We start from the raw sequence: 20287 nt of genomic DNA, 5'->3' as shown, positions 1-20287 counted from the left end.
AATTTTTATTGCTCTACATTATCCAATAGGGTAGTTTCGTTCAACAATTGGTATAACATTAATAAAATTTTCTATGAACAAAGCAATTACTTTTTCCGATAAGAAGAGAGATATAGTAGTTAAAAGAGTTGGATTCAGACTTTTTTTAACTTCAATGTTGTTTTTTGGATCTAATTTTATTTTCGCACAACAGACTCAAACCATTTTGACCACAACAAGTACTTCTCCTTTCACAGTCCCAAGTGATATTTCAAGAATGAGAATTGAACTATGGGGAGGCGGTGGCGCTGGTGGTGGCGTAACCAATGGTAATAATGTTTCCGGTGGTGGTGGTGCGGGAGGCTCATACACCAGAGGAGCAAGTAATGTTACGCCAGCTTCATCTATTACATTTACAGTCGGTGCTGGAGGAGCAGGAGTTTCTAATGGTCAAGGAGGAGCCGGTGGGACGTCCACCTTCAACTCACCAACCGTGCTTTCGGCTGTTGGTGGAGCAGGAGGGTTGACTAATGTATCCATTAATTCAGGGGCACCTGTAACTGTAGGAGTTACATTAAATGGTGGTGCTGGAGGCAATGGAACTAATGGAGGAGGTTCTAATTCCAGTGGAGGCGGTGGTGGAGGTGCCGGTTCTACAGCTAGTGGAGGAAATGCTACTGGAGCTACTGCCGGAGCCGGAGGGTTAGGCGATGGTACAGGAACCGGAGGGACAGGTAGAGCAGGACAAAGTACGCCGGGTACACCTTTGGCTGCAACAGGAATCGGTGCCGGAGGTGCCGGAGCAAGAAATACAAACTCAGGTTCAACAGCAAGAGCCGGAGGTGCGGGTTCAAGCGGCCAAATCAGATTGACGTATTATTTATACTCGATAACCGGAACTACGGCTTCATCACCGATTTGTGCCGGAGGTTCTTCAACGGTAAATGTAACAGCATCAGCGATAGGGCTGCCAACAGGAAATTATACAGTAACTTATAACTTATCGGGAGCTAACAGTGTAACCGGTGCTACATCATCAATGACGGTAACAACAGCAGGAAGCGGTTCGTTTACCATTTCCAGCGGTTTTGTTTCCGGCGGAGCAACTACGATTACCATTACCAATTTACAAAATACAGATTTTGGCTCTAGAATTACAGCTAATAACACAGCCAGTATTACGGTTATACCTAGTAATACGGCTAGTGCTCCTTCGTCTACACCAACGACATGCCCGGGTACTGCCATAACAACTGTTACCCATACAACTACGGGTGCAACAGGAATTGGTATACCAACAGGATTACCTTCTGGGGTTTCGGCGGTATGGTCGTCAAATACAATTACAATCAGCGGAACACCAACCATTTCGGGAACTTATAATTACAGTATCCCTTTGACAGGGGGCTGTGGCAGCGTAAATGCGACAGGTACAATTACCGTTACGGGAACAACTTCATGGGTGGGTACAACAAGTTCAGCATGGAATGATGTTTCAAATTGGAGTTGTGGTTTGCCTAGTGCAACTAATAATATTATCATTTCTACGAGCTCTCCTAATGCTCCTGTTTTGAACGTTGATTTTACATTAGGTTCAGGAAAAACACTAACCTTGTCAGGCACCGGAAGTTTGACTATTGGGTCACAATCCAACTTAACCATTGACGGTAATGCTGATTTTGGAGGAAAATCGGTGACTATTCTTTCGGATGCTACCGGAACCGGGGCTATCGGTCAAGTTTCAGGGTCATTGAATAATGCCACTAATGTGACAGTGGAACGTTATATCCCGCTGGGAAAAAGAGCGTTCCGTTTTTTAACACCGGGTGTAACTACTACCGAGTTTATATCAGGAAGTTGGCAAGAAGCAACACATATTACCGGTTCCACTACAGGTGCGGGTGGTTTTGATGCTACAGTATCGGGAAGTCCGTCTATGTATACTTATAATAATACAGTGGCTTCGGGTACAGGATGGACAGCGATTCCCAATACCAATGCTACCAATTTAGAGGCTGGTATGGGATATAGAATATTAATCAGAGGAGACAGAACTCCATCGTTGTTAACCAGCGCATCTGCAGCCAATATGAATACAGCGGTCACTTTGAGCGCTACCGGGGCTTTAAGAGTCGGACAAGTGGTTATGAATGTATCGAGTACTCCGGCCATCAATAACACCACCAATACTACTACTAACGGATTTAGTTTAGTAGGGAATCCGTACGTGTGTTCCGTAGATTGGCATGCCGTATCTCGCTCCGGTCTATTGGATACCTATTATGCCTGGGATGCTAACATGGGAACCTCTTCACAAAGAGGGCGCTATGTAGCGTACAGTGTAGCTACCGGATTTAACAGTATGGGGAATTCCGGTTCTTCACAAGTAGGACGTTACATCCAACCGGGTCAGGCTTTCTTTGTGCGAAACACAACCTTAGGAACACCGGGAACCTTAACGTTTGACGAAAATGATAAGGCCGATACTTACACCAGCGTTTTCAGAACACAACAATCCTACAATGATGTCACCACTTTCAGTAAATTAGGGTTGTTAGTATATGAACCTAATGAGTTGGCTTTAGGAAGTTCGCCAATCGATGGAGCAGTTGCTTTTTTTGGTTCCGATTTTACCAATGCTATTGATGCCGGTGATGTAGAAAAGTTAGAATCGGCAGGAGAGAATGTCGCTTGGTTTAATTCCAACCAAAAATTAGCGATGGCAACGATGTCTCCTGTAGCTGCTACGGATGAATTAATGTTAAAAACATTGCGCTTTACAGCTAATAAATCGTACACATTTAAATTTGAAACTTCCGATTTTGATGCTTCTGTTTCAGCATTTTTGGTAGATCAATATCTAAATACCCAAACCCCTATCGCATTAAATGAGGATGCATTTGTTACGTTCACTACTACCACAGACGTTCAATCGTATGGTGAAAACCGCTTTAAAGTAGTTTTCGATGTGAATGCTTTAGGCAATGTGAATTTTGAATCTTTTGTGAGTTTATATCCAAATCCTGCTAACGGTAATTTATTTTATTTAAATTTGCCGACATGGGATGAAAACACCAGTGTTGTATTGTACAATGCTCTTGGACAACAAATTCCGGTAATTGCGGGAGAAATTGACGGAATGGCCAGACAATACAATGTCCCTGCGAATTTAACCAAAGGAGTATACTATGTTAAAGTAGCTCAAAACGGTAAAGAAGCCACTAAAAAATGGATAGTAAATAATTAATAACAAAAGGACTTTATGAGCGCCATGAAATATGTAAATAAAATAGTTTTTACGATAGTGTTACTTTGTATTACAACATCTTCGCTACAGGCACAAGAAGATTTTGGTGATGATACAGATGACAATACCCCGGCAGCCAGTGTCGATTTTTACGTTCCGTTACTGCTGGTTACTGCAGTAGGATTGGGGTATCTTTTGTTACGCCAAAAAACCAAAATAAATCGCTAAGATTTAAAATTATATCTAAAAAAAAATCCACTGTATAGTGGATTTTTTTTTTGACGTCTTCTTTTTTTTTATTCAAATTCCGAGGTAAAGTACAACTTCACATTCGGAAACTTGCTTTGCGTCATTTGAATGGTAAACTCCGAATCGGCCAAGAAGACCAGTTGCCCATATTTGTCATGCGCTAAAAACTTCTGTTTGATTCTTTTAAACTCTTTGAATTCTTCGCTTTTCGGATCATTGGGTTTTACCCAACACGCTTTGTGCACCGGAAAGTTTTCGTAGCTGCATTTGGCGCCGTATTCGTGCTCTAATCGGTACTGAATTACTTCATACTGTAAGGCTCCGACAGTTCCGATTACTTTTCGGTTGTTCATTTCCAAAGTAAACAACTGGGCCACACCTTCATCCATCAACTGATCTACGCCTTTCTCCAATTGCTTCGCTTTTAGCGGGTCGGCATTGTTAATGTAACGGAAATGCTCGGGAGAAAAACTTGGTATGCCTTTAAAATTCATCAATTCGCCTTCGGTTAAGGTATCGCCGATTTTGAAATTCCCGGTATCGTGTAATCCTACAATATCGCCGGGATAAGAGATATCGACAATTTCTTTTTTCTCGGCAAAGAAAGCATTCGGACTGGAGAATTTCAAATTCTTATTCAGTCGAACATGTGTGTAGGGTTTGTTTCGCTCAAAAGTCCCCGAAACGATTTTAACAAACGCCAATCGGTCCCGGTGTTTCGGATCCATATTGGCATGGATTTTAAATACAAACCCGCTCATTTTTTCTTCTTCCGGATGTACCAAACGGGTTTCCGATTCTTTGGCTCGAGGCGAAGGTGCAATTTCAATAAAACAATCCAACAATTCCCGTACTCCGAAATTGTTTAAAGCCGATCCGAAAAATACCGGTTGTAAATCGCCATTCAAATACGCTTCGCGATCAAAAGCCGGATACACTTCCGAAATCAATTCTAATTCGTCTCGCAACTTTACCGCCGGTTTTTCCCCAATGATTTTTTCCAATTCAGGGCTGTTAATATCCGAAAAGGCAATGGTGTCTTCAATGTTTTTTCTGCTGTCGCCACTAAAAAGATTGATGTTTCGCTCCCAAATATTATATATTCCCTGAAAATCATACCCCATACCGATAGGAAAACTCAAGGGTGTGACACTCAATTTGAGTTTTTGCTCTACTTCATCCATCAAATCAAAGGCGTCTTTTCCTTCTCGGTCTAATTTGTTGATAAAAACAATCATCGGAATGTTACGCATACGGCAAACTTCCACCAATTTTTCGGTTTGTTCCTCAACTCCTTTCGCCACATCAATCACCACAATAACACTGTCTACCGCTGTTAACGTTCTGAACGTATCTTCGGCAAAATCTTTGTGACCGGGTGTATCAAGGATATTAATCTTCTTGTCCTTGTAATTAAAGGCCAACACAGAGGTAGCTACCGAAATTCCTCTTTGCCTTTCGATTTCCATAAAGTCGGAAGTAGCGCCCTTCTTTATCTTATTGTTCTTCACGGCACCGGCTTCCTGAATAGCGCCTCCAAAAAGCAACAGCTTCTCGGTCAGCGTTGTTTTTCCGGCATCGGGATGCGAAATAATTCCAAAAGTTCTGCGACGTTGTATTTCTTTTAAAAAACTCATATTTTTTTCTAAATGGTCTGCAAAAATACTATTATTTGCGCACAATTCGGATATGTATTTCAGGTGTGTTTTTCAGAAAGCGAAAACGGCTTAAAGTTCTGTTAATAAAATTTTGTTAATAGTAAGCCCGATACTTGTATAATGTGTTTGAATTGTTACTTTTGTTGATTGTTAACACAAAAAAACGATAGTAATTTTGGCCGCTTGCAAAAACCAAAATGGAACACTTATTTTTTAAACGATAAAATATAACATGAGCTTAAAACAGTTTTTTTTAGGATTGTTCTTTTCAATGTCGATTGCCGGTTTTGGGCAAAACAGTTCAAGAGAAGTTTTGTTTACCATTAATGATAAACCCTATTACACCGATGAATTTTCCAGAGTGTATAAAAAGAATCTGGATTTGGTGAAAGACGAGTCACAAAAAGACCTGAATCAATATTTGGAGCTTTTCATCGGGTACAAATTAAAAGTAAACAAAGCCTATAAATTAGGTTTGGATAAGAATCCGAAATACGTAAACGAGTTAAAATCGTACCGAAATCAGTTGGCTAAAAATTACTTCAACGATACCAAAATTACTCACGAATTAGTAGAAGAGGGTTACAATCGTTTGCAAAAAGAAATCAGAGCGTCACACATCTTAATTTTAGTAGACGAAAATGCAACGCCTGAGGATTCCCTAAAAGCCTATAAAAAAATGGAAGAAGTAGCGAAGAGAGCTTACGCCGGAGAAGATTTTGCCGCTTTGGCAACGCAGTACTCCGAAGATCCTTCGGTAAAAGACAACAAAGGGGATTTAGGCTATTTTTCAGCTTTCAGAATGGTGTATCCTTTCGAAAGTGCTGCGTTTACCACACCAAAAGGGAAAGTGTCCAAAATCTTCAGAACTCGTTTTGGTTTTCACATTTTAAAAGTGGAAGCCATACGCGATAACAGAGGTGAAGTAACCGTGGCCCACATCATGATTCTAAATCCAAAACCGGAAGATGCCGATCAGGATTTGGCCAAGAATAAAATCAACGACATTTATAAAAAAATACAACAAGGCGAAAAATTCGAAGATTTGGCCAAGCAGTTTTCAGAAGACAAATCTTCTTCTTCCAAAGGTGGAGTATTAAACAAATTCGCCTCGGGTCAATTGAGTTCCGAAGCTTTTGAAAACGTAGCGTTTTCACTTTCCAAACCAAATGAAATTTCGACTCCGTTTCAAACGCAATTCGGATGGCACATTGTGAAGTTGGTCGAGAAGCATCCGGTAAAAACTTTCGAAGAAATGAAAGGAGAATTGGAGAATAAAATCGGAAAAGACGAACGTTCCAAAAAAATTACGGCTTCCTTAAACGAAAAACTCCGAAAAAAATACACCTACAAACGCGACAACAAACAATTTGCCGCCTTGACTAAGTTGGTGACGGATGATTTTTATGAATCCAAATGGAAACAACCGGAGAATGCTAAAGATTTCACTGCGCCGCTCTTGACCATCAACGCCAAAAAAATTGAAGGGAAATTGTTTTTGGACTTTGTGGAAAAACAACAAAAAGCAGGGTTAAAAATCAAGCCGATTGCCAAGTTGACCGAGAATTTATACGATAAGTTTTTAGAGGCTCAACTGACCGCCTATTACGATGAAAACCTGGAAAACGAGTTTCAGGATTTCGCCAATGTGATGGAAGAATACCGCGACGGATTATTGTTGTTTGATTTGATGGAGAAAGAAATTTGGGAACGTGCCAAAACCGATACTCTCGGATTGCAAAAGTTTTATGAGGAACACAAAAATGAACACCAATGGAAAAACAGGTTGGAGGCCACTGTGTTTTCGTCGACTAAACAGGACATGATTAAAAAAGCGCTCGACCTTTTAAAGAAGAAAAGCGACGCTCAAGCCATTAAAGACAAACTCAATGTAAATAATGTCATCAATATCATGTCGAATACCGGAACTTTTGAAGAAGGTAGTGATGCCTTGCCAAAAGGAACCAAATTCCAGGTTGGGATTTCGGATATTGTGAAAGAAGGAGAATATTATTTTATCACCAAAGTTGATAAAGTAATTCCAAGCAGCATTAAAACACTCGACGAATGCAGAGGCAAAATGGTAAACGATTACCAACAACAACTGGAGCAAGGTTGGGTGGATGATTTGAAAAAAGAATTCACGGTAAAAGTCAACCGCGACGTTTTTGAAAGAATAAAAAAACAGCTCCATCCGTAAAATGATTAAGAATGGTTTTTTTCTATTGCTTTTTTTGTTTTGTTCTTGTAATTATTTCAAACCGGAACAAAAGCCGGAATCGATTGCCAGAGTAGGAAAAAATTATTTGTATAAGAGTGATATTGCGACCTTAGTTCCGGCCGGGACGTCTAAAGAAGACAGCATACTGATTGTCAAGAATTTCATCAACCGCTGGGCTACCCAAAAGTTGCTCATTGAAGCGGCCGAGCGAAATTTAAGCGATAAAAAGAAAAAGGAATATAGCGATTTAATCAAACAATATAAGGTGGATTTGTACACCAAGGCCTATATTGAAGAAATCGTTAAAAATACCGTAGACACTTTGGTTTCTAATGAAGAGTTAAAAAAGTACTACGAACAAAACAAGGAAAATTTTAAAACCAACGGTACTTTGGTGCGATTGCGGTTTATCAATTTGGATCGAAGTAATCCTCGTTTTGAAACCATAAAAAATAAGTTCTTTGATTACAATAAAAAAGACAAAAAGTTTTGGGATACGTATGTGCTTCAGTTTAAAAATTTTGCGCTAAACGATACCGTTTGGGTCGATATGAGTCAAATTTACGCAAAACTGCCGGTCATCAATCCCGACAATCGGGATGAGATTATTCAGCCCGGAAAGAGAGCCCAAATTCAAAGCAACGATGATGTGTATTTGATTAAAGTCACTAATGTGATTGATAAAAACCAAATCGCGCCCTTTGAATATATTAAGCCAACACTCAAAGAAGTTATTCTCAACAAGAGAAAGTTAGAATTGATTAAAAAATTTGAAAAGGAAATCACCGATGATGCTATTAAAAACAAAGATTATGAAATATATCAATAACCAACTTGTCCTGGCAGTACTGTTTGCGGTTAGTACAATTGGTTTTACCAATGCCCAGGAGATTATAAAAGACTCCGTTAAAACTAAAAAACCGGTTTATGCGGCCAAAAAACAAAAGGTCGACGGCATTGTAGCTACTGTTGGGGATTATCTTATTTTGGATTCCGATATCGACAAGTCCTATCTCGAATTAGCCAGTCAGGGAAATTCGGTAAAAGACATTACGCGTTGTCAAATGTTGAACAGCTTGTTGGAAGACAAATTGTTTGCGCACCAAGCAGTTCAGGACAGTATAGTGGTGAAAGATGAAGAAGTAAAAGAAAAAATGAACGAACAGATTGCCTACATGGTAGAGCAAATCGGTTCTATGGAGAAAGTGGTACAGTATTTTAAAAAGGATACGGAAGAAGATTTCAGAAGCGAGCTTTTCGACATCATCAAAACCAACAAATTGACCGGCGAGATGAAAAGAAAAATCATCGAGGGAGTCGAAATCACACCGGAAGAAACCCGAACGTTTTTCAAATCTATTTCTCAAGACGAGTTACCGGTTTTCGGTGCCGAAATGGAAGTGGCTCAAATTGTGGTGCAGCCCAAAGTAACCGAGGAAGAAAAACAGCGTGTAATCAATCGCCTCAAAGAAATCAAAGCCGAAGTTTTAGCCGGATCCAGTTTCAAAACCCGCGCGGTAATTTATTCTGATGACCGCGGATCAGCCGCCAACGGTGGTTTCTATAAAATCAATCGGAAAACGCAGTTTGTAAAAGAATTTAAAGATGTAGCGTTTAGTTTGGACGAAGGCGAAATTTCGGAACCGTTCGAAACCGAGTTTGGTTTCCATATCATTATGGTCGAAAAAATCAAAGGGCAGGAAGTTGAATTGCGTCATATTTTAATGATGCCGAAAGTTTCCGATAAAGCCTTAAAAGAAGCGAAAGAGAAAATCACGTTGATAAAAAGTCGCATCGAAAGCGGCGAAATTTCCTTTGCGGATGCAGCGCGAACCCTATCGGATGAAAAAGAAACCCGTGCCAACGGCGGAATCTTAATCAATCCTAAAACGCAAGATACTCACTTTGAGTTGACTAAAATGGATCCGAGTTTGTACAGCGAAGTATCCAATTTAAAAGACGGAGCTATTACAGCTCCTATCCTCGATGACGATCCTCGAAGTGGTAAAAAATACAAAATCATCACGGTAACCAACCGTATTGAGGAGCATACCGCTGATTACGCCAAAGATTATATCAAAATCAAAGAACTGGCTCTCAAAGAAAAACAAATCAAGGCCATCACCAAATGGACCAATGAGAAAATCAAAGAAACCTACATCAAAATCAACGGAGAATACCAAGATTGTCTTTTCTCCAGCAATTGGTTAAAAAAATAATGTACTTTAGAGAACTTAAAATCCTGAATTGATAAACCTAAAATCCGGAAAACCGTATGTCTGATGTTGCTGCCATCCAAAATTTAGTTCAAAAACGTATCGAACTCAAGAGAGAAATTTCAAAAGTTATCGTGGGTCAGGAGGAAGTAGTTGACCAAATTTTACTCAGTATTTTTTCGGGGGGTCACGCGCTTTTAGTGGGTGTGCCCGGCTTGGCAAAAACCTTAATGGTCAATACCATTTCTCAGGCTTTAGGGTTAGATTTTAAACGCATCCAGTTCACACCCGATTTGATGCCTTCGGATATTTTGGGGAGTGAAATCTTAGATGAAAGCCGTCAGTTTAAGTTTATCAAAGGGCCTATTTTTGCCAATATCATTTTGGCTGACGAGATTAACAGAACACCGCCGAAAACCCAAGCCGCTTTGTTAGAAGCCATGCAGGAACGTTCGGTAACCATAGCCGGTCAAAACTACAAATTGACATTGCCGTATTTTGTGTTGGCTACTCAAAACCCCATTGAGCAGGAGGGAACGTATCCGTTGCCGGAAGCCCAATTGGACCGTTTTATGTTCGCCATCAAATTGGATTATCCAACGTATCAGGAAGAAGTACAAGTAGTTAAAAGTACGACCAATGATGGTAAACCAACCGTAAATCCGTTATTTTCGGCACAAGAAATTATCGATTTCCAACATTTAATCAGAAGGATTCCGGTAGCCGATAACGTGATTGAATACGCCGTAACTTTGGTGAGCAAAACCCGCCCGAACAATCCGCTTTCAAACGACTATATCCAAAATTACCTCGATTGGGGCGCCGGTCCGAGAGCGTCACAAAATTTGATTTTGGCCGCCAAAGCACATGCCGCTTTTAATGGTAAATTTTCTCCGGATATCGAAGATGTAAAAGCAGTAGCGACAGGCATTTTGCGTCACAGAATTATCAAAAATTACAAAGCCGACGCCGAAGGCATTTCCGAAGAAATGATTATTGCTAAGTTGCTTTAATTTTTGCGGAGGATATCATCCAACTCCTTATCGTAAAAAAACAAAAACATACTGCCCATCATGTCTTGTGGGATTGCGGTAGTATTGTTTACTTCCAACACTATTTCATAGCGGTGAGTTTTATACAACCAAATGCCTTCTTCCGATGAAAAAGGAGTGATTTTGGTTAACCCGATGTTGTTTTTGTGGTTGACGATTGCGCTGGTGAAAACCGCTTTTCCCAGTGTGGCATCAAACAACGAAATGCTTGTAGCAAAGGGATGCACATGAATAGCAGCCGCGTGCAAGCGTAAGCTGTCTTGTAGTTGCAACTGCGTATCAATACTGCTGCGATAGGTATTTTTTCCGGGCGGAATTACCCAATGTCCCGAGAGTTTATTTCCTTTTCCGTCATCATAACTGTGATTTTTGGTTTCTACGGGAATGCATTGATTGGTACCGGGATCGGTGGGTTCTTTATACGGATTTCGCTTGTCGTAAGGCAGCATGATAAAGGCGGTGCGACTCATCAACGGTTTGCGTTTTTTATCTTTTGTATAATGAATAACAACCTTATGGCGTATCCAAAAATCAGCATCGGGTACATTGTGATTGAGTGCCTCAGTGGTTACATACAACAACTCATTGCCTTTCATGGGAACGCCGTAGCCATCAGGAAAATTAAATTTTTCCATGCCGTGTGACAAGGAGGTTAATCGCGGATACTGAATTCCGATTCTCTTTTCCAAATGAAAGGAACTGTAATACTTTACATCATTAAAATCGATGTTGGTGTGACAGATAAAATCGTTAGAAACCGGTATACCTGATTGGTTTTCCAGAGCCTTAACCTCAAAACCGGTTAGCCATAAGAGTGTCGAATCTTGAGACAATTGCACATACTTCGACGATTTCGGTCCTTCCATCGACTTGTAAATGCCATCAATATAAAACTCAGGGGAAATCATGGCATAGGTTCCCGTTGCATTGCTTACGTTCCAATCGCCATCGGTAATCCCTAATTTTTCAAAGAGAAACGACTTCACAATGGCTTTATGCCGATTGGGCAATTGACTGTACCAAATCGCCGAGCCCAAAATCCCAATGGCCATCAGAACTCCTAAAATTTTATATATCTTTGATTTACGCATTACACAAATGTACACTTTTATATGTTTGACAGCACGCATCGCATTTTCGGATTAGACCTGATGAGAGCAATAGCCATCACCTTGGTTTTGTTTGGCCATTGTGTTTGGATTTTTCCGTTAACGGATGGCATTTTCCATCAATTGATGGTGCTGAGCGGATTTTTAGGTGTAGAAGTTTTTTTTGTACTCAGTGGTTTTCTTATCGGGAAAATCATCTATCAATTGTACATAAAAGAAGATTTCAGACTTCATAGTGTTTTTTATTTTCTCAAAAGAAGGTGGTTTCGCACCTTGCCGAACTATTTTCTGATTCTTACCGTGAACATCGCCATCGGTTATGCCTTTCGCTACGATTTGTCGTATGTGTGGAAATACTATTTTTTCATCCAAAATGCAGTCACGCCCATGACGCCCTTTTTTACCGAATCGTGGAGTTTATCGGTAGAAGAATACGCTTATATTGTGTTGCCTTTCACCTTGTTGGTTTTAGGTTTAGTGGCAAAACCTCGAAACAAAGCGCGTTTTTTTCTGTATTCGGTTATCTTGTTGATTATCGTTTTTTTTCTGAATAAGATATACTACCAAAGGACCACGACCAATGTGAATCTGAACCAATGGAATATGTCGCTGAAAGCGGTGGTGCTCTATCGCCTCGACAGTATTTTTATCGGGGTCTTATGCAGTTGGCTGTATTATAACGTTACGGCTTTATGGCAAAAATGTCGCTATTTGTTTTTTGTCATTGGTATTTTTCTTTTTCTCTTCCAATTTGTGGCTATCGGTTATTTTAAATTGTTTATTGAGACGTATCCGGTATTTTGGAACGTGTTGTATTTACCGTTGGTTTCTGTAATGGTAGCCTGTTTTTTGCCTTTTCTTTCCGAATGGAAATCGGAAGCATCCGGTATCCGAAAACCCATAGTATGGATTAGTGTTTTATCGTATTCTATTTATTTATTGCATTATGGGGTCATACTGCATGTCATGAAAAATTACATACGTTATGATGCTTCAAATCCGTTAGAGTTGTATCCTTTTTTGATTGCTTACATAGCGCTGACGCTACTGTTGAGTTATTTACTCTATCGCTTTTATGAAAAACCCTTGATGGATTTAAGAGATAAAAGTTAATAATTTTCAATTTTTGATGATATAAATGTGTATTTGACAAAAAAGATGCATCAAAAATTTGCTTTTCGCAAATCATTCTCAGTAAACAACTTATTTTCTTAAAAATTTTTCACAAGTACAACGTTTTCGTAAATTTGCAAAGCAAACAAAATTAACCCAATTGTATTATGGCTTTTGATATTGAAATGATTGAAAAAGTGTACGCAACCATGGCTGCTCGTGTCGATAAAGCACGTGAATTGGTTGGTCGTCCGCTTACCTTATCCGAAAAGATTTTATATTCGCATTTGTGGGAAGGTATGCCTTCTCAGGCATTTACACGTGGTAAAGATTATGTCGATTTTGCTCCCGACAGAGTAGCGTGTCAAGATGCTACGGCACAAATGGCATTATTGCAATTTATGCATGCCGGAAAAAGTAAAGTAGCCGTGCCGACAACCGTGCATTGTGATCACTTAATCCAAGCTAAAGTGGGTGCCAAAACCGATTTGGCGGTTGCCAATACCCAATCTAAAGAAGTATTCGATTTCCTTTCGTCTGTTTCCAATAAATACGGCATCGGATTCTGGAAACCGGGCTCCGGAATTATCCATCAAATTGTTTTAGAGAATTATGCCTTTCCGGGCGGAATGATGATTGGTACCGATTCGCATACGGTGAATGCCGGCGGATTGGGGATGTTAGCCATCGGAGTAGGTGGTGCTGATGCTGTCGACGTAATGTCGGGCATGTCCTGGGAATTGAAATTTCCTAAATTAATCGGTGTAAAATTGACCGGAAAATTAAACGGGTGGACAGCGCCAAAGGATGTCATCTTAAAAGTTGCCGATATTCTTACCGTAAAAGGAGGAACCGGAGCTATCGTAGAATACTTCGGTGAAGGAGCGACTTCCATGTCATGTACCGGAAAAGGAACCATTTGTAATATGGGCGCCGAAATCGGAGCCACAACATCTACGTTTGGTTACGACGATTCGATGAGAAGATATTTAGCGGCTACCGGGCGTCAAGATGTAGTAAATGCTGCGGATAAAGTAGCTTCATACTTAACCGCTGATGCCGAAGTGTATGCTAATCCGGCAGACTATTTCGATCAATTAATCGAAATTAATTTATCCGAATTAGAACCACACATTAACGGTCCGTTTACCCCGGACAGAGGAACGCCTGTGTCTAAAATGAAAGAGGAGGCCATCGCTAACGGTTGGCCGTTAAAAGTAGAATGGGGATTGATTGGATCTTGTACCAATTCGTCTTACGAAGATATGGCGCGCGCGGCCTCTATTGTAGAGCAGGCTGTAGCCCATGGAATCACACCAAAAGCGGAATTCGGAATCAATCCGGGTTCGGAACAAATTCGCTACACCATCGAAAGAGACGGTATCATTGCTACTTTTGAAAAAATGGGAACCAAAGTGTTCACCAATGCGTGCGGACCGTGTATCGGACAATGGGACAGAACCGGGGCTGATAAAGGCGAAAAGAATACCATTGTTCACTCGTTCAACAGAAACTTCTCTAAACGTGCCGATGGTAACCCGAATACGCACGCTTTTGTAACTTCACCCGAAATGGTAGCGGCTTTAGCCATTGCCGGTGATTTATCATTCAATCCGATTACTGATACTTTACTCAACGATAAAGGCGAAGCGGTAAAATTAAATCCGCCTAGTGGTGATGAGTTGCCAAAACGAGGTTTTGATGTAGAAGATGCAGGGTATCAAGCTCCGGCAGCCGATGGTTCTTCGGTAGAGGTAGTGGTTTCGCCAACTTCAGACCGTTTGCAATTGTTAGCGCCTTTTGAGCCTTGGGACGGAAAAAATTACACCGGAGCCAAGTTGTTAATCAAAGCGTTCGGAAAATGTACTACCGATCATATTTCTATGGCCGGTCCTTGGTTGCGTTTCCGCGGACATTTAGATAATATTTCCAATAATATGTTGATTGGTGCCGAAAATGCCTTTAACGGTAAAGCCAACTCCGTTAAAAATCAATTAACCGGTGCGTACGATGAAGTGCCTAAAGTGCAAAGAGCTTATAAAGCAGCTGGTATTCCTTCTATAGTTGTGGGTGATCACAATTACGGGGAAGGTTCCTCTCGCGAACACGCGGCAATGGAGCCACGTTTCTTGGGTGTGAAAGCGGTATTGGTGAAATCTTTTGCCCGTATTCACGAAACCAACTTAAAAAAACAAGGAATGTTAGCCTTGACGTTTGCCAATGAAGCGGATTACGATAAAATCCAGGAAGATGATACCATCAACTTCTTAGATTTAACCGAATTTGCTCCGGGCAAACCGTTAACTTTAGAGTTTGTACACGCCGATGGTTCTAAAGATATCATCAAAGCAAATCATACCTATAACGAAGGTCAAATAGGCTGGTTTGTAGCCGGTTCGGCTTTAAACTTAATTGCAGCCGGAAAAGCCTAAGCGCAACAAATTAGTTTCATAAAAAAAAGCTCAACCATTTGGTTGAGCTTTTTTTATCGATTAATTCTTTTTATAAATTTCTTTATGACCGGAACACCAGCTCACCGATTCGTAATAAAAATCGACTACTGTAAGATTTTCTTTTTTTCGAATCACACACCTGCCGGTAACATCGGCTTCATCACCAAAAACAGTCACTACTTTATCACTTTCTAAGTTGTGATTTAAATACATGTTGTAAATCTTGGTGGCAATTTCCTGACGAATAGTCATTTTGGCATTGTAGGTACTAATGATAACCGTGCCGTTTTTGTTTCGAGCTACGTATTCCATTCCGTTATGACCATAACTGTAGGTAGTTACTTTGGGTTCTTCACTTTTATTGAAGGCAAAGCAGGTCATCACTAAAAAACTAAAAAATACTTTTTTCATAATGGTTTGATACTTGGGACTTAATTTTGACGGACGAAAAATAACAATTATTTTTTTACATACAATACTTATTAACAAAAAAGTGTTAATTAGAAAGTCCGTTTAGTTTCTGAAACAAACCAAACGGACTTTACCCTACTGAATTAATAACTATTAATAATAAGTATAGCGTCTTACTTTCGCGATGTATTTAGCCAAACGAATAACCTGATGACTGTAACCATACTCGTTGTCATACCATACATAAAGTACAATATTTTTTCCGTCTCCGGAGACAATAGTAGCGTTACTATCATAAATAGAAGGCTGCGCCGTACCTACGATGTCGGAAGAAACCAATTCGTTGTTAAGCGAATATCTGATTTGCTCTACCAATTCCCCTTCTAAGGCGTATTTTTTCATTATGTCATTCACTTCGGTTACCGAAGTTTCTTTGCCAACCTCCAAGTTTAAAACAACCAATGAACCGTTAGGTACCGGAACACGGATAGCGTTAGAAGTTAATTTTCCGGCCAAACTCGGTAATGCTTTGGCAACGGCCGTACCGGCACCGGTTTCGGTGATAACCATATTTAACGCTGCGGCTCTACCGCGACGGTATTTTTTATGCATATTATCAACCAAGTTTTGGTCGTTGGTATACGCATGAATGGTTTCTAAATGGCCTTTTACCACGCCAAGCGTATCTTCAATGGCTTTTAAAACCGGAGTAATCGCATTAGTGGTACAAGAAGCAGCGGAGTAAATATCCACTTCATCCGGATTGTAGTCGTTGTGATTCACGCCGTAAACAATGTTAGGAACGCCTTTTCCGGGTGCTGTTAACAACACCTTATCGACACCTTTTGAAGTCAGATGACGTTTTAAGGCTTCTTCCGTCGTAAATGCACCGGTGTTGTCAATCACCAAAGCATCATTGATGCCGTATTGAGTATAGTCAATTTCTTCCGGACCGGCAGCCGTAATAATGTGAACTGTAGTTCCGTTGATAATCAAAGCATTGTTTTCGGTATCGGCTTGAACGGATCCTTCAAAGTCACCGTGCACCGAGTCGTAACGCAATAACGAAGCTCTTTTTTCTAAAGACAACGCATCGTTGCGATCACGGGTAACAATAGCTCTTAAGCGCAATTGTTGTCCTTTGCCTATTTTACTCATCATTTCACGCGCTAACAAACGCCCGATACGTCCAAAACCATACAATACCACATCTTTGGGTTGGATGTTTTTGAAGTCTTTGGCATTTTTGAGTTTGTCAATTACAAAAGCTCTGCTGTCATGGTATTTATTGTCTTCTAAATGATATTCGTAAGTTAATTTTCCGATATCAATACGAGAAGGCGGTAAGTCTAAATTTTCAATGGCGCGAGCAATTTCTACCGAATCAAAAACGTTAATGGGTTTTTGAACAAATTCACCGGCATATTCGTGTAAATTGATGATGTCGCTTACATTTCGGTCAATCAATTGGTTTCTGAAAAGCACCAACTCGATGGATTTGTCAAACCATAAATCGCTGATAATCTTGATTAATTCTACGCCGGCTTTGCGTCTGTCGGCCTGAAAAGATAATTCCTTCTCATATAAAGTAGTACTGCTCATAAAAAAGAAAAAAGTTAAGTTGTGTTGAAAAATTAAATTTGGCGCAAAAGTATAAAATAGAAGTCTTTCACGAAAACGATTTCGTAATTTTTTAACAATAAAAAAACCGGTCATCAGCGACCGGTTTTTTGAAAAATAAGTAAGATGAATGTAAGCTATATGATAATTTGAATAACTTGTCCCATGCGATTAATCATTTGGATATTAACGCTTTGGTTTTCGTCTTTTCGATTCAAAAATCGGGAAATGGTTTCTACATCAGTGGCCTTCACATTGTCAACCGAGAGAATAATGTTTCCTTTCAACTGGTCGTAATACGGTTTTAGATTTTCATTGTTGATGTCCCGTATGCGAACCCCATAATCAATTCGGAATCTCTTTTTGTCAGCGGCATCGATATTCTCCAATTCTAATCCTTTGAATTCGGTAGTAAATACGTCGTTTTTAATCAAAGTCACCGAGGCCGTTTTGGTTTGTCCGTCTCTCACAAAGGTCACTTGTACTTTGTCATTCGGTCTTTTGGTATTGATATAACCGGTCAACTCGGCAAACGAAGTGATTTTTTGGTTGTCTAATTTTTTGATGATATCCCCGCTTTTGAGTCCGGCTTTTTCGGCACCCGAATTTTTGGTTACTTTACCAATATAAAATCCTTCCGTATCGGTAATGCCCAATTCTTTCGAAGCTTTGCTGTTTAACTCATTGCCTTCCACGCCTAAGATTCCGCGTTGTACACCGCCAAACTCCATAATGTCTTCAATAATTTTGCGTGTAATGTTAGAAGGTACCGCAAACGAATAACCGGTATAGCTTCCGGTTGGTGATGAAATCATCGTGTTGATACCAATTAGCTCGCCACGAGTATTCACTAAGGCTCCGCCGCTGTTTCCGGGATTTACGGCCGCATCGGTTTGGATAAACGATTGTATGCCGTTAGTATCTAAGTTTCGGGCTTTTGCCGATACAATTCCGGCTGTTACGGTCGAATTTAAGTTGTATGGATTTCCTACCGCTAAAACCCATTCGCCTACTTTTACCTGATCGGAATCGGCAAAAACAGAATAGGGCAATTTTTCATCGGCGTTGATTTTTAGTAAGGCAATATCCATTTTAGAATCGGTACCAATCAATTTTGCTTTGTAGGATTTATTATTGTTTAACGTTACTTCCAACTCTGTGGCATCTTTTATCACATGATTGTTAGTTACAATGTAGCCGTCTTCAGAAATAATCACACCCGAACCGGTTCCGATTTGTTCCTGTTGTTGACCACCGCGCTGACCATAGAAAAATTCCATAATAGGGTTAGAAACGGTTCTAACCGAAACATTCTTGACGTGAACAACCGTATGAACCGCATTTTCGGCAGCTTTGGTAAAATCGATTGCTTCTCCCGATAATCCTACCGTTCTGTTGTAATGGTTCGGCGCTTCCGTAATAATGCTGTTTTTGGAATCGGAATCAAAAAATAATTTATAGGCACCAAGTGTAGTAGCGCCGCTTAATAATGACACTAAAAATAAACTTGAGAATCGTTTCATAATCACATACATTTAAATTATTACAGTAAAATTAAAAACTTTCATTTTTGGAACAAACTCCCTTTAACGGTGGTTTAACACTTTTTAAGTGAATCTTAATATTTGTTATCTTTGTGGAAGAAACTATGCTATGAAGATTCATTTTGCCAAATATCAAGGAACCGGAAACGACTTTGTCATGATTGACAATCGTAACGATTTTTTCCCTAAAAACGATACCCTGCTTATCAAGAAATTATGCGATCGACGCTTCGGAATCGGTGCTGACGGATTGATTCTGTTAGAAAACGATGCGGAAACCGATTTCAGAATGGTATATTACAATTCTGATGGCAATGAAAGTTCGATGTGTGGAAACGGCGGGCGCTGTTTGGTGGCTTTCGCCAAAAAACTCCATGTAATTCAGCAGGAAGCCGATTTTATCGCTACCGATGGTTTACACCATGCTTCCGTACTTGAAGACGGAACGATTTCATTGCAAATGAAAGAAGTTGATTTTATCAAAAAAGAAGCCGATTATGTATTTCTTAATACCGGTTCTCCTCACCATGTGACCATGGTTAACGATTTGAAAAACTATGATGTCAAAAATAAAGGTGCCGAAATTCGGTATTCTGATTTGTATGGTAAACCGGGGAGTAATGTCAATTTTGTGTCTCAAATAGCAGACAATCATTTTGCGTTGCGCACCTATGAGCGCGGTGTAGAAGATGAAACACTATCTTGCGGCACCGGCGCTACAGCTACAGCGATTGCCATGCATGCCCTGGGGAAAACCCAAGCACATCATATTTTTTTAGATGTCGAAGGCGGAAAATTGGAGGTTTCTTTTGTAAAAGAAGGCGATAGGTATACTCATGTGTTTTTGAAAGGTCCGGCAACTTTTGTTTTTGAAGGAGAGATAACATGCTAACATTACAAGGACAACATCTTTTTTTGCGCGCCCTCGAACCCGAAGATTTAGCGTTTGTCTATGCTATTGAAAACGATGAAACGATTTGGGAAGTAAGCCATACGCAAACGCCTTACAGCAAATTTCTCATCCGTCAGTATCTCGAAAACGCCTATCAGGATATATACGAAGCCAAGCAACTGCGACTGGCTATTTGTAAAAAGGGAAATGCTGAGGCCATCGGACTGATTGATTTATTCGATTTTGACCCTAAAAACCGACGTGCCGGAGTAGGGATTATTATCCAAGAGGAAGCCAACAGAAAGACCGGTTTTGGGAAAGAAGCTTTAGGTTTGGTTATCGATTATGCCTTTCAGCAACTACAACTGCATCAGTTGTATGCCAATATAGGAACTGAAAATGCAGCAAGTTTAGCGCTTTTTACTACATTTGGGTTCGAAAAAATTGGCGTTAAGAAAGATTGGAATTTTATTCACAATACTTTTCATGACGAAGCCTTATTTCAATTAATCAAAAAATAAAT

Annotated in this window: 15 protein-coding genes; 10 read left to right on the top strand and 5 right to left on the bottom strand. The window is 40.1% G+C overall.

Translation table 11 applies throughout. The features are described from left to right. The first annotated feature begins 73 nt into the window (after positions 1-73). On the top strand, positions 74-3226 hold the full coding sequence (locus tag QHT84_RS08615; RefSeq protein ID WP_283239154.1) for a glycine-rich domain-containing protein: 3153 nt from the start codon (positions 74-76) through the stop codon (positions 3224-3226). A gap of 15 nt (positions 3227-3241) precedes the next feature. Next, entirely contained in the window at positions 3242-3454 is a 213-nt protein-coding gene (locus QHT84_RS08610) for a hypothetical protein (RefSeq protein WP_283239153.1), read from the top strand. A 68-nt stretch (positions 3455-3522) separates the two neighbouring features. Here QHT84_RS08610 and QHT84_RS08605 read toward each other — a convergent pair whose 3' ends face one another. After that, positions 3523-5112, bottom strand: coding sequence for a peptide chain release factor 3 (locus QHT84_RS08605; protein ID WP_283239152.1), 1590 nt, complete (start codon positions 5110-5112; stop codon positions 3523-3525). A 253-nt stretch (positions 5113-5365) separates the two neighbouring features. Here QHT84_RS08605 and QHT84_RS08600 point away from each other — a divergent pair, with 253 nt between their 5' ends. The 4 genes from QHT84_RS08600 to QHT84_RS08585 are packed head-to-tail and all read left to right on the top strand — an operon-like array spanning position 5366 to position 10583. Further along, positions 5366-7333 carry a peptidylprolyl isomerase gene (locus QHT84_RS08600; protein ID WP_283239151.1) on the top strand — a complete coding sequence of 656 codons (1968 nt, stop codon included), beginning with the start codon at positions 5366-5368 and terminating at the stop codon, positions 7331-7333. A 1-nt stretch (position 7334) separates the two neighbouring features. Then, on the top strand, positions 7335-8183 hold the full coding sequence (locus QHT84_RS08595; protein WP_283239150.1) for a peptidylprolyl isomerase: 849 nt from the start codon (positions 7335-7337) through the stop codon (positions 8181-8183). After that, complete coding sequence (locus QHT84_RS08590) at positions 8146-9573, top strand: peptidylprolyl isomerase (protein WP_283239221.1); 1428 nt, start codon at positions 8146-8148, stop codon at positions 9571-9573. Before QHT84_RS08595 ends, QHT84_RS08590 begins: the two co-directional genes overlap by 38 nt. A gap of 56 nt (positions 9574-9629) precedes the next feature. Next, the gene (locus QHT84_RS08585; protein WP_283239149.1) at positions 9630-10583 is read left to right on the top strand and encodes an AAA family ATPase; all 954 of its coding nucleotides are present in this window, start codon (positions 9630-9632) and stop codon (positions 10581-10583) included. On the opposite strand, the gene QHT84_RS08580 is transcribed toward QHT84_RS08585, so the two are convergent. Then, complete coding sequence (locus QHT84_RS08580) at positions 10580-11713, bottom strand: hypothetical protein (RefSeq protein WP_283239148.1); 1134 nt, start codon at positions 11711-11713, stop codon at positions 10580-10582. The genes QHT84_RS08585 and QHT84_RS08580 overlap by 4 nt on opposite strands. A gap of 21 nt (positions 11714-11734) precedes the next feature. Here QHT84_RS08580 and QHT84_RS08575 point away from each other — a divergent pair, with 21 nt between their 5' ends. Both QHT84_RS08575 and QHT84_RS08570 read left to right on the top strand, forming a co-directional pair. Next, entirely contained in the window at positions 11735-12844 is a 1110-nt protein-coding gene (locus QHT84_RS08575; protein ID WP_283239147.1) for an acyltransferase family protein, read from the top strand. 167 nt (positions 12845-13011) lie between these two features. Then, on the top strand, positions 13012-15276 hold the full coding sequence (locus QHT84_RS08570; protein ID WP_283239146.1) for an aconitate hydratase: 2265 nt from the start codon (positions 13012-13014) through the stop codon (positions 15274-15276). Positions 15277-15336: 60 nt separating this feature from the next. Here QHT84_RS08570 and QHT84_RS08565 read toward each other — a convergent pair whose 3' ends face one another. The 3 genes from QHT84_RS08565 to QHT84_RS08555 form a co-directional block, all read right to left on the bottom strand. After that, positions 15337-15708: a hypothetical protein gene (locus tag QHT84_RS08565; RefSeq protein ID WP_283239145.1), complete on the bottom strand. Its 372-nt coding sequence runs from the start codon at positions 15706-15708 to the stop codon at positions 15337-15339. A gap of 153 nt (positions 15709-15861) precedes the next feature. Then, positions 15862-17310, bottom strand: coding sequence for a glyceraldehyde-3-phosphate dehydrogenase (locus QHT84_RS08560; protein WP_283239144.1), 1449 nt, complete (start codon positions 17308-17310; stop codon positions 15862-15864). 155 nt (positions 17311-17465) lie between these two features. Beyond that, positions 17466-18851: a S1C family serine protease gene (locus QHT84_RS08555; protein ID WP_283239143.1), complete on the bottom strand. Its 1386-nt coding sequence runs from the start codon at positions 18849-18851 to the stop codon at positions 17466-17468. A gap of 130 nt (positions 18852-18981) precedes the next feature. On the opposite strand from QHT84_RS08555, the gene dapF reads away from it, so the two are divergent. Next, complete coding sequence (gene dapF, locus QHT84_RS08550; RefSeq protein ID WP_283239142.1) at positions 18982-19764, top strand: diaminopimelate epimerase; 783 nt, start codon at positions 18982-18984, stop codon at positions 19762-19764. Continuing rightward, positions 19758-20285 carry a GNAT family N-acetyltransferase gene (locus tag QHT84_RS08545; protein WP_283239141.1) on the top strand — a complete coding sequence of 176 codons (528 nt, stop codon included), beginning with the start codon at positions 19758-19760 and terminating at the stop codon, positions 20283-20285. Before dapF ends, QHT84_RS08545 begins: the two co-directional genes overlap by 7 nt. Positions 20286-20287 lie beyond the last annotated feature (2 nt).

The organism is Flavobacterium sedimenticola (assembly GCF_030053345.1).
Classification (GTDB): Bacteria; Bacteroidota; Bacteroidia; order Flavobacteriales; family Flavobacteriaceae; genus Flavobacterium; species Flavobacterium sedimenticola.
Note: the sequence above shows the minus strand (reverse complement) of the source record. Positions and strands in the feature narration are given on the sequence as shown.